This is a genomic window from Castellaniella sp., assembly GCF_041675725.1.
In the GTDB taxonomy this organism is placed as follows: Bacteria; Pseudomonadota; Gammaproteobacteria; order Burkholderiales; family Burkholderiaceae_B; genus Castellaniella.
This window is the reverse complement of sequence record NZ_JBAYTI010000079.1, coordinates 1-10,643: the sequence shown is the minus strand read 5'-3', so window position 1 is coordinate 10,643 and position 10,643 is coordinate 1. Positions and strand designations below refer to the sequence as shown.

The window sequence follows — 10,643 nt, the reverse complement described above, 5'->3', positions numbered from 1 at the left end:
GGGCCAGCTCATGTTCGTGGCCGGCAGCGGTGGCCGCATGTATCGCGTGGCCCGCCTTTGGCTTGGGCGGCTGCCGGGCGGATTGGCGATTGCCACGATCATGGCGTGTGCCATTTTTGCGGCAATCTCCGGTTCGGCCATTGCCACCGCCGCCACCATCGGCGCATTCGCCCTGCCGGAAATGCGGCGCGCCGGCTATCCAATGGGCCTGGCCAGCGCCACGGTTGCCGCCAGCGGGACGCTGGGCGTGCTGATACCGCCCAGCGTGACCTTCATCATCTATGGCATTCTGGTCAATGAGAGCATCGGCGAATTATTCGTGGCCGGCATTGTGCCCGGGCTCTTGCTGGCACTGGGATTCGCGCTGGTCGTCATGGTCCTCGAAGGCCGGCGTGGCGCGGCGGCCATCGCGGAAAACCCAGTGCCGTGGGCAGAGAAATTTCGCGCGCTGCTGGATCTCGCCGAACCCCTGATCCTGTTGTTCATCGTGGTCGGCGGGATGTTCGGCGGCGTCTTCACACCCAATGAGGCGGGCGCGATCGGGGTCCTGGGGGCCCTGGTCTCGGGCCTGCTGCGGCGCAGCCTGACGCGCGCGCGGCTCTCCGAAGCGATCACCGAAACCGTACTCATTTCGGCGGTGGTGGTGTTCATCATCGCCGCGTCTTCGGTCTTGAGCACCTTTCTGACGGTGACCCGCATCCCCTTTACGCTGGCGGATACGATCCTGGCCTCGGACTTGCCGCAACCTGCGGTGCTGGCGCTGATCGCCTTGGGCTATCTGGTCGCCGGGATGGTGATGGAGATTCTTCCCGTGATCATCATCACGGTTCCCATTTTCGCGCCCATCATTCAAAGCATGGGCTACGACCTGATCTGGTTCGGTGTGCTGATCGTGATTCTGGGTCAGGTGGGCATGATCACACCACCGATCGGCATCAACGTGTTCGTAGTCGGCAAGCTGCTGCCCGAGGTCAAGCTTTCCACGATATTCCGCTCAGCCTGGTGGTTCGTCGGGGTCATGCTGTGCCTGGTTGCGCTGCTGATTCTCTGGAAGGATTCAATTGGAGTCATGTCATCATGGATCGCATAGAAAACGGCCCTTTGCTCCGGCGCATGCTGGCGCGACGCACGGCGATCGTCGTCGTCGATATGCAAAACGACTACTGCGCACCGGGCGGCGTCATTCATCAATTGGGTTATGACGTGAGTCATTTCGCCGGGGTGGGCCGCCGCTTTGCCCGGTTCCTGGCGGCCGCGCGCGCGCAGGTCGATCACGTCGCCTTTGTGCGCACCGTCTTTCCCGATTGGCCGTTATCCAGCGCCATGCAATTGCACTACGGGCGCAGCAAGCTGCACCGGACCCGGGGGGCCGACCTGGCCGACTGGTTTGGCGTGGCGCCTGCGCCAACCGATGCGGTGATTGAAAAATTCCGCTACTCGGCATTCAAGGACACGACGCTGCATGCCTACCTGCGTGCCCGCGGCATTGAAAACCTGATCATTGGCGGGGCCACGACCGATGTCTGTGTCGACTCGACGGTGCGCGACGCATTCATGAATGATTTTTCGGTCATCGTGCTGGCGGATTGCTGTGGCGCATCCACCCCGGAGCGGCAGTCGCACACGCTGGGGGTGTTGAATGATTTCTTCGCGTGTGTGGTTGATTCAGAGGCTGTTCTGGCCGTCATGGGGCCACAGCCAGCCACACAACACCCTTGACCCGAAACACAGGAGACTCACCATGACCCATATGAATTTCACGCCCGATACGATCCATGCACAGACCGCTCGTCGGCCAGCCCGCGCCCCTGAAGGGGTGACGCGCGGGCGCTGGGCACGGCGGCTGGCGGCCACGGCATTTCTTGCGGCCGCGCCGCTGCTGACGCCCGCGGTCGCGGCCACCCAATACGTCATTGGCACGAACCCGGTAGGTAGCGTCTACTACACCGTGGGCACGAATCTGGCCAAGCTGATTTCCGACAAACTGGATATCCGTTCCACCGTACAGCCCTACTCGGGTTCGTCGATTTACCTGCCTTTGGTCAACCAGGGGCAGCTCGCGCTGGGTGTCTCGTCCGCATTGGATGGCGGGCTTGCCTTCAATGGCAAGGCCGACTTCCGCAAACTGGGGCAGCAAAAAGACCTGCGCACGCTGGTCCACCTGTGGAACCTTTCCTATACCTACGTGGCCCGCGCGAATTCGGGCATGCAAACCATCGCGGACCTGAAGGGCAAGAAAGTCGCCGTGGGCATTTCCTCGAATGTCTCTTTGGGGCTGGCCGATGAAGCCTACCTGAAGGCTGGCGGGGTGGATCCCGAAAAGGATATCAAGGCGGTCACCATAGGCGGCCTGGATGACGGCTTCAACAAGCTGCAGAATGGCAGCATAGACGCCACCGTCTCGGCGCTGGGCATCCCCCTCATGGAGCAGGCCCACAATGCGATCCCCGGCGGGGTCACGATCCTCGACCTGACCGGGCCGGACGCCAACTCGGCCTTTCTCGATCAGCAAATGTCGGGCCTGTACCTCATGCCGCAAGCGATGGACGAGCGCTATCCTTATGTGAAAAAAGACTTGAACATCACCGGCTTTGACGTGTTTCTCGTCGGTAGCAGCCATCTGGCCGAAAACGACGTCTACGACATCGTGAAGGCGATTCACACGAACTGGCCGCAATTGCAGAAAGACAATCCGGCGCTGCGCAAAATTTCACAAAACGACCTGTCCTCGCCCAGCAACACCATCCCGTATGCCGACGGCGCGATCCGCTTCTTCAAGGAAATCGGGCAGTGGACCGATGAAAATGAAGCCCGTGAAAAAGCCTTCTGAATGATGACGAATCCCGACACGCGCCCCATGGTTCCTCCGCAAGCCCTTGTTTTGCACGGCAAGCGTCTGCTTGAATTCATACTGGCCGTCGTCTGCTTGGCATGGCTGACGGGGCTGCCTTTCTATTTCGACGTAGAAATTCTGACCCCGGCCTATCTGCTGGCCGTCACCGGGCTGGGCACGGCGTTGGGTTTCATTCACAAGCCGTATCGGGAGCGGTTTGCCTATTGGGAACTGCTTCCGGTTTTCCTGAGTCTTGCGGCCTGGGGCTGGGGCGCCTGGCATTTTGCCGACTGGAAGCTCGACATCATCAATCGTGGCCTGGACAAGACCGTACCCGCCGTGATTGCATTGGCCTTGCTGATCGAAGCGACCCGCAAGAAGTGCGGCAATGCGATCGCCCTGATTTTGGTGCTCTGCGTGGTGCTGGGGCTGACGACCGATCTGTATGCGGCGCTCATCAACGTGCCAACGGTACTGAAGTCGCTGTTTTTGGTGTACTTGTATACCGATACCAATGGCGTGCCGGGGATCGTCCTGAATGTGGCGGCCACGATCGTGCTGACGTACCTGTTCCTGGGTGTGATCCTGTCGCACGTAGGGGCCAGCACGTTCTTCACGGACCTGGCCCTGTTGCTGATGGGCCGGCGCCGGGGCGGCCCTGCAAAAGTGGCCGTGTGCGCATCCAGCCTGTTCGGTACGATCAGCGGCTCGACCGTGGCGAATATCATGACCGTGGGTGTGGTCACGATCCCCCTCATGAAGAACACCGGCTTTCCGGCGCGCGTGGCCGCCGGGATCGAGGCCGTGGCTTCCAATGGCGGGCAGCTGGCGCCTCCGGTGATGGGGACCACGGCTTTTCTGATCGCGGAGTTTCTGCAGATTCCGTATGCCCGGGTGGTCGAAGCCGCGCTGCTTCCCGCCATTATTTACTACTTCGTCCTCTTCCTGCAGGTCGATCTCGTGGCAAAAGACCTCAAACTGGCAGGCATGCCGGAGGAACAGCTGCCCAAGCTGCGCAGCATCGGCATCCGCTGGCTATTTGCCATTCCGTTGCTGGGCCTGGTGTTGTTTCTGTTCATACTGGGCTATTCGGCTGAAGACTCTGGCCTGTACACCGCGGCGCTGGCACTGGGCTGTGGCTGGATCGTCAAAAGACACATCGGTTTGGGCATGTTTTACAAGATCCTGGTCAATGTCGGTGAATCCTTTGTGATCCTGCTGCTCATTTGCGCGGCGGCGGGCATCATCATCGGTACGCTCAATATCACCGGTATCGGCTTTGTGCTCACCAATGCGCTGACGGCCGTCGGCCAGCACGCGGGCAGTTTTGCATTGCTCGTAGTGACGGCGATCATTGCGATCGTGCTGGGCATGGGCATGCCCACGGCCGCGGTCTACGTCGTGCTGTCGGTGTTGCTGTCGCCCGCATTGGTCGACTTGGGGATCACGCCCCTGGCCGCCAACATGTTCATTTTCTACTTTGGCCTGTTGTCCATGCTGACGCCACCGGTCGCCATCGCCGCCTACGCGGCCGGGGCGATCGCGGAAACATCGCTCTGGGATGTCGGTGTGACCGGGTTCAAGATGGCCATCGCCGGCTTCGTGCTGCCCTTCGTGTTCGTGTACAACACGGCGCTGCTGGGTATCGGCTCGCCGTTGGCCATCGCCAGCTCGTTCATCAGCGTGACCGTGGCCAGTTACCTGTTGGCCAAGCTGATTACCGGCACGCTGGGCACCGTGCCAAGCACGCTGCCGGCCGGCCGGATCGGGTTGCAGCGGGCAGGCCTGTTGCTGGGCACCGTTGTGGTGGGTGGGGCGGGGATCGTGCTGGAGCCCGATAACCTGCTTGCCGTCGTGCCCGCCCTGCTGGTCATGGCCTATCTGTATTGGCGTCGTCGCAGCCAGGCAGCCGGCGGCGCCATATAAACCGGTCGATGCGCCGGGCGCGGCCCTTGGCCGCGCGGTGTTCAGCGCTTCAGGTAGCGGCGCGCGCTCTCGATGCAGCGCCGTGCCCAACCTTCGGGCCCCAGCTGGGCCGACAGCGTGTCGTTGGGGATTTCCAGAGAGTACGGTATGGCCGGAAGGGCCGCCAGAATGCGCCGGATGTCGATATCGCCTTCGCCGGGTGGAAAGCGCTCGCTGCGCGCCGCGAAGATCAGGCCTTCGGTGGTCTCGGGGATCTGGGCGGGCGCATCGCAGACCTGGGCATAATGGAACCAGCCGCGCGGCAGTGCCCGCAGCATGTCGACGCTGTCGTGCGAGCGGTCGAAGTGCAGCGTATCGACCACGATACCGGCATTGGGCCGATCAACGGCCCAGAGCACCTGCGCGGCGGCGTGCAGATCGGGGGTTGCCGTCCAGGTGGGAGACTCCAGGTCGATCGTCAGGCCCAGCGGACGCGCCATGTCGCACAAGCGGGCGAAGCGTTCGGTGGCGCGTTCGCGATCGAGATCGGGCAGCTGGGTAAGAACGTGTCGGGCGCCCAGCTCGGCGGCCGTGTCCAGGACCGCCGCATAGGTTTCAGGTTCGAGCTCGGGCGGCATGCGGGCGAGTTCGACATCCAGGACCTGAACCGTGCTGTCGTTCAGCAGCGCTTTGACTTCACGGCGTTGGGCGGGGTCGTTTTGCAGCGCGTAGACGGGTTCGGTGGGTGTGACCGCGGTCAACCGCAGGCTGACGAAATCATAGCCCGTACGCTGCGCAATATGGATCATAGCCACAGGCGGGCAATCGAGTACAGCCAAATGGGCAAGCGAGAACTGAGTAGCCATCGCGAAAGTCCTTTGATCAGTCGATTTGTTATTCAATATAGAATTTAATTCTATTGTGCGCAACAACTGCGTGAAAGCGGGCGCGCCCGAATCCCGGTATGCTTGACTTTTTGCCTGCGCTCCAGGAGCGTTTCATGACAGACCACTACGCGGTGATCGGCAACCCGATTGCCCAATCCAAGTCGCCTCTCTTGCACACGGCGTTTGCCCGCCAATTTGGCCATGATCTGCGCTACGAGAAGTTGCTGGCGACGCCCGAAACTTTCCACGATACGGTGCAGCGCTTCATCGACGCCGGTGGCAAGGGGATGAACGTGACGGCGCCCTTCAAGCTGGCCGCGCTCGAATTCGCAGACCATCTTTCGGATCGGGCACAGGCCGCTCAGGCCATCAACACGCTGAAATTCGACGAGGACGGGGTCTACGGCGACAACACGGACGGCGTGGGATTGGTCAATGACATCCAGGATCGGCTGGGTGTATCCTTGCAGGGCCAGCGGGTGCTGGTGATCGGCGCGGGCGGCGCGGCACGCGGCATCCTGCTGCCTATCCTGCAAGCCGGGCCCGCGCATCTGCTGCTGGTCAACCGAACCGAGCACAAAGCGCGCGAGCTGCTGGCCGGACATGGCCTGGGCGAGGGCGGCTGCGCGCACGCCGGTCCGCTCGATGCCGTGGCCAAGGGCCGCTTCGACGTGGTCATCAATGCCACTTCGGCCAGCCTCACCGGTGCCCATCTGCCACTCCCGGACGGGGTCTTTGCGCCAGGCGCCCTGGCCTACGACCTGGTCTATGGGCGCGGCGAAACGGCGTTCATGGCGGACGCGCGCAACCTGGGTGCCGAACGGGTGGTCGATGGCCTGGGCATGCTGGTGAGCCAAGCCGCAGAATCCTATCGCCTGTGGCGTGGCTGTCGGCCCGACGTCGAGCCGGTCCTGGCGCTGTTGCACTGACGCGGGCCCCTATGGACACCCCGGGTGAAGCACGGCCCTGGCTGGGGCCGGTGCTCATGTGCCTGGTCAGCCTCTTTTTCGCACTTCTGGACGCGGCCACCAAATATCTTGCGGCCGATTATCCCTTGACGCAAGTCGTCTGGTTTCGCTACGTGGTGCAGACGGCGGTATTGGCGCTGGTCTTCCTGCCGCGCATCGGTCTGTCCCTGCTGCACACGCACAGTCCCCTGCTGCAGCTGTTGCGGGGTCTGAGCCTGTGCGGCGCCAGTATCCTGGCCATCAACGGGCTCGCGCGCCTGCCGCTGGCAGAGACCTCTGCCATCCTGTTCATGGCGCCGCTCATCGTGACGTTGCTCTCTGGCCTGATCCTGAAGGAAAAGGCCAGCCGCATGGACTGGGCCGCCATCGGCCTGGGCTTTGTGGGGGTGCTCATCATCGTGCGGCCCGGCGGGGGCCTGATGACCTGGGCAGTGTTCTTCCCGATGGGGGCGGCCGCCTGCAACGCCTGTTATCAGGTGGTGACGCGGTTCACCCGGGTCGCCGAGCACCCGGTGACCAGCAACCTCTACACCGGTGCCATTGGCACGGCGGTGCTGCTGCCCCTCATGCCCTATGTCTGGCAGCCCATGGCGGCCACCGACGTGCTGATCGTGTGTGCGGCCGGTGCCATTGGGGCGACCGGCCATCTGTTGTTCACCAAGGCGCTGTCCGTCTCTTCTGTCGTGGTCCTGAGCCCCTATAGCTACTTCCAGCTGATGTTCGCATCCGTGTTGGGGTGGACGATCTTCGAGACCGTGCCCGATGCCATGTCCTGGCTGGGTATTTTGGTGATCGCCGCGGGCGGGCTCATGATTTCGCTGGGCCGGCTGGTGCAGCGCGGTGCGGCCCGCCTCCATTCCGGCAGCTGGTTGCGTTGAATAGAATTGTGTTCTAAAGTGTCAAACACAGCGTTCTGCGGCGATCAAAGGGAAGCAATGTCCAAGGCATTGGAAGGTATACGCGTACTGGATCTCACCAATGTTCTGGCAGGCCCCTTCTGCGCCTACCAACTGGCTTTGCTGGGGGCCGACGTCATCAAGGTCGAAGTCCCGGGCAGCGGCGATCTGGCGCGCCAGCTGGGCGCCGACCCCAGCCTGAATGCCCGGCTCATGGGCGCCTCGTTTCTGGCCCAAAATGGTGGCAAGCGCTCCATCACCATCAACCTCAAGGCCCCAGCCGGGCGCGAAATTCTGACGCGCCTGGTGGCCACGGCCGACGTGCTGGTAGAAAATTTCCGCCCGGGCGTCATGGATCGCCTGGGCGTGGGCTACACGGCACTCAAGGAACTCAACCCGCGTCTGGTGTACTGCGCGATCTCCGGTTTCGGGCAAACCGGGCCCCTGCGGGGCGCGCCGGCCTACGATCAGATCGTTCAGGGCCTGTCGGGGGTGATGAGCATCACCGGATCCGAAACCTCTGCGCCGTTGCGCGTCGGTTATCCCGTGGCCGACACCATCGGCGGCATCACGGCCGCCTTTGCCATCGCCAGCGCCCTGGTGCGCCAGCAGCGCAGCGGTGAAGGCGAATTCATCGATGTCTCCATGCTGGATTCAACCATCGTCACCATGGGCTGGGTCGTGTCGAACTACCTTCTGGCCGGGGTCCAGCCGCAGCCCATGGGCAACGAGAACTTCACCGCCGTGCCTTCCGGCACCTTCCGCACGGGCAGCGGCCTGCTGAACATTGCCGCCAACAAGCAAGAGCAGTTCGAAGCGCTCATGCGCGTGATCGGCCGCCCCGAACTGATCAAGGACAAGCGCTTCGCCCGCCGCGAGCAGCGCAAGCAAAACCGCGCCGCCCTCACGGCCGAGATCGAACAGGCTCTGGCGGCGCAGTCCGCCGAAGCCTGGGAGGCCGTTCTGTCGGGCATCGGGGTGCCCGCCGGGCGGGTCCTGAGCGTACCCGAGGCACTTGACCACCCCCAGATCCGCGAGCGCAATCTCATGGCCGGCTTCGAGGCGGTGCCAGGGGTCGACCGGCCGCTCAAGTTCGTGCGCGCGGGCTTCCAGATGGCCGGCGGCAATCCAGACGTGGCGACGCCACCGCCGATGCTGGGGGCACACACCGAGCAGATCCTCGCAGACTTGGGGTACGACGGGCCGGCGATCCGCGCGCTGCGCGAACAACAGGTGATCTAGACATGCCAGCTTCGCAAGATACCCCGGATGACGACCGCATCGATCAGGCAAGCCGCTGGTGGTCCACCGGCATCATCGATATCGAACCCGGCAAGATCGGCATCCGGGGCTATCCGATCCAAGACTTGATCGGCCATATTGGCTATGCGCAAATGGTCTGGCTCATGCTGCTGGGCGAGATGCCGGGCGACGCCCAGGCGCGCCTCCTCGAGGCGGCGCTGGTGGCCGCGGTCGATCACGGCCCCCATGCACCCTCGATCGCCATCGCCCGCATGGCCGTCAGTTGCGGGCTGGATCTCAACGGCGCCGTCGGTTCCGCGGTCAATGTGCTGGGCGATGTGCATGGGGGGGCCGGCCAGCAGTGCATGATGCTTTATCGTCTGTGCCGTACGCTGCAGGGCCGTGGTGTGGCGGATCCCATCGGCCAGGCGCTGCAGGAATACCGGGCGCAGCACGGCAGGATCGTGCCGGGGTTCGGCCACCGGTTCCATCCGCGCGATCCGCGCGCGGCCCGCCTGCTGGCGCTGGTGGACGAGGCCGCCGCTGCCGGGGTCGTGTCGGGTGATTACGCCGCCATCGGCCGCGGTATCGAGCAGGCGCTGGAAGCCGAGAAAGGGCGCCACCTGCCCATGAACATCGACGGCGTCACGGCCGTAATCTACGCCGAGCTGGGGTTCGAGCCCGAGCTCGGCCGTGGCCTGTTCCTGCTGTCCCGTTCTGTGGGCATCCTGGCGCATGCCTGGGAGCAGCACCAAGAGGGCCGGCGCATCAAGGGTCCGATGCCGCCCTCCATTCCCTACACTTATACCGGCCCCAAGACCGGCATTGCCAAATAAGTCAACGGAGTCACCATGCAAGAATTGATCTCACACCAACTCGTCCGCTACCTAGAAGATCGTGGTGTCACGCACATCTTTGGCCTCTGTGGGCATACCAACATCGCCGTCCTGACGGCACTCGAGGGCAGTACCATCCGTTTCGTGAATACGCGCCACGAGCAGGTCGCCGCGCACGCGGCAGATGGCTACGCCCGCATGCGCCGCAAGGCGGGTGTCGTGCTGAGCCACCTGGGGCCCGGCCTGACCAACGCCGCCACCGGGGTGGCCAATGCGGCGCTGGACTCGATCCCGTTGGTCGTCATCGCCGGCGACGTACCCACGCACTACTTTGGCAAGCATCCACACCAGGAAGTCAACCTGCACGCCGATGCGGCGCAATGGGAAATTTACCGGCCTTTCGTCAAGCGGGCCTGGCGGGTCGATCGTCCCGACCGCTTCCCGGAAATCCTGGAAAAAGCCTTCCAGCTCGCTGAAAGCGGACGGCCCGGCCCGGTGCTGATCGATGTGCCCATGGACATTTTTTCGGCAAAAGTGGATACGTCGCTCTTCGAGCGCCTGCGGGCCCATACGAAACAGCTGGAAAAGCCATCCATCGATGATGTCCTGGCGCGGCGCATCGTGCAAGAACTGCTCGATGCCGAACGGCCGGTGATTTACGCGGGCGGGGGCGTGATCCTGGCCGACGCGGCGCAAGCGCTCGCCCAACTGGTCGATCACCTCGGCATTCCGGTGGCCCATTCCCTGATGGGCAAGGGCGTGCTGCCGGACGACCACCCGCTGGTGCTGGGCATGACCGGGTTCTGGGGCACGCAATTCGTCAATGACACCTGCCGCACGGCCGACCTGGTGCTGGGCCTGGGCACGCGCTTTGCCGAAGCGGACTGCAGCTCCTGGGAAGACGAATACACCTTCAGCTTTCCGCCCACGCGCCTGATCCATATCGATATCGATGCCGCCGAGATCGGCCGCAACTACCCGGCCGCCATCGGCGCGGTGGCCGATGTGGGCCAGGCCCTCGCGGTGCTCAACCGGGTGGCCCGCGAGATCTGCCCCGAGCCGCGCCCCAATGCGGC

General features: G+C 63.5%; 10 protein-coding genes. 9 read left to right on the top strand and 1 reads right to left on the bottom strand.

Translation table 11 applies throughout. The features are described 5' to 3' along the window. The 4 genes from WCZ84_RS12540 to WCZ84_RS12525 all read left to right on the top strand — a co-directional run. Nucleotides 1-1,090 (top strand): TRAP transporter large permease (locus WCZ84_RS12540; protein ID WP_372686617.1); only part of this gene is annotated, 1,090 nt, incomplete at its 5' end. After that, on the top strand, nucleotides 1,078-1,719 hold the full coding sequence (locus tag WCZ84_RS12535) for a cysteine hydrolase family protein (protein ID WP_372686616.1): 642 nt from the start codon (nucleotides 1,078-1,080) through the stop codon (nucleotides 1,717-1,719). The genes WCZ84_RS12540 and WCZ84_RS12535, both read left to right, overlap by 13 nt. A 22-nt stretch (nucleotides 1,720-1,741) precedes the next feature. Next, entirely contained in the window at nucleotides 1,742-2,830 is a 1,089-nt protein-coding gene (locus WCZ84_RS12530) for a TAXI family TRAP transporter solute-binding subunit (RefSeq protein ID WP_372686615.1), read from the top strand. Continuing rightward, a complete protein-coding gene (locus WCZ84_RS12525; protein WP_372686614.1) occupies nucleotides 2,831-4,759 on the top strand; it encodes a TRAP transporter permease in 1,929 nt (642 codons plus the stop codon). A 41-nt stretch (nucleotides 4,760-4,800) separates the two neighbouring features. Here WCZ84_RS12525 and WCZ84_RS12520 read toward each other — a convergent pair whose 3' ends face one another. Beyond that, nucleotides 4,801-5,604, bottom strand: coding sequence for a sugar phosphate isomerase/epimerase family protein (locus tag WCZ84_RS12520; RefSeq protein ID WP_372686613.1), 804 nt, complete (start codon nucleotides 5,602-5,604; stop codon nucleotides 4,801-4,803). Between the two features lie 134 nt (nucleotides 5,605-5,738). Here WCZ84_RS12520 and aroE point away from each other — a divergent pair, with 134 nt between their 5' ends. The 5 genes from aroE to WCZ84_RS12495 form a co-directional block, all read left to right on the top strand. Further along, entirely contained in the window at nucleotides 5,739-6,554 is an 816-nt protein-coding gene (gene aroE / locus WCZ84_RS12515; RefSeq protein ID WP_372686612.1) for a shikimate dehydrogenase, read from the top strand. An 11-nt stretch (nucleotides 6,555-6,565) separates the two neighbouring features. Further along, nucleotides 6,566-7,471: a DMT family transporter gene (locus tag WCZ84_RS12510; RefSeq protein WP_372686611.1), complete on the top strand. Its 906-nt coding sequence runs from the start codon at nucleotides 6,566-6,568 to the stop codon at nucleotides 7,469-7,471. Between the two features lie 57 nt (nucleotides 7,472-7,528). Beyond that, nucleotides 7,529-8,731: a CaiB/BaiF CoA transferase family protein gene (locus tag WCZ84_RS12505; protein ID WP_372686610.1), complete on the top strand. Its 1,203-nt coding sequence runs from the start codon at nucleotides 7,529-7,531 to the stop codon at nucleotides 8,729-8,731. 2 nt (nucleotides 8,732-8,733) lie between these two features. Then, complete coding sequence (locus tag WCZ84_RS12500) at nucleotides 8,734-9,567, top strand: citryl-CoA lyase (RefSeq protein ID WP_372686609.1); 834 nt, start codon at nucleotides 8,734-8,736, stop codon at nucleotides 9,565-9,567. Between the two features lie 15 nt (nucleotides 9,568-9,582). After that, nucleotides 9,583-10,643 (top strand): thiamine pyrophosphate-binding protein (locus WCZ84_RS12495; protein ID WP_372686608.1); only part of this gene is annotated, 1,061 nt, incomplete at its 3' end.

Excerpts from the sequence above, each read along its gene's own strand:
- WCZ84_RS12535 (WP_372686616.1), top strand. The coding sequence starts at position 1,078 with ATGGATCGCATAGAAAACGGCCCTTTGCTCCGGCGCATGCTGGCGCGA.
- WCZ84_RS12530 (WP_372686615.1), top strand. The coding sequence starts at position 1,742 with ATGACCCATATGAATTTCACGCCCGATACGATCCATGCACAGACCGCT.
- WCZ84_RS12525 (WP_372686614.1), top strand. The coding sequence starts at position 2,831 with ATGATGACGAATCCCGACACGCGCCCCATGGTTCCTCCGCAAGCCCTT.
- WCZ84_RS12520 (WP_372686613.1), bottom strand. The coding sequence starts at position 5,604 with ATGGCTACTCAGTTCTCGCTTGCCCATTTGGCTGTACTCGATTGCCCG.
- aroE (WP_372686612.1), top strand. The coding sequence starts at position 5,739 with ATGACAGACCACTACGCGGTGATCGGCAACCCGATTGCCCAATCCAAG.
- WCZ84_RS12510 (WP_372686611.1), top strand. The coding sequence starts at position 6,566 with ATGGACACCCCGGGTGAAGCACGGCCCTGGCTGGGGCCGGTGCTCATG.
- WCZ84_RS12505 (WP_372686610.1), top strand. The coding sequence starts at position 7,529 with ATGTCCAAGGCATTGGAAGGTATACGCGTACTGGATCTCACCAATGTT.
- WCZ84_RS12500 (WP_372686609.1), top strand. The coding sequence starts at position 8,734 with ATGCCAGCTTCGCAAGATACCCCGGATGACGACCGCATCGATCAGGCA.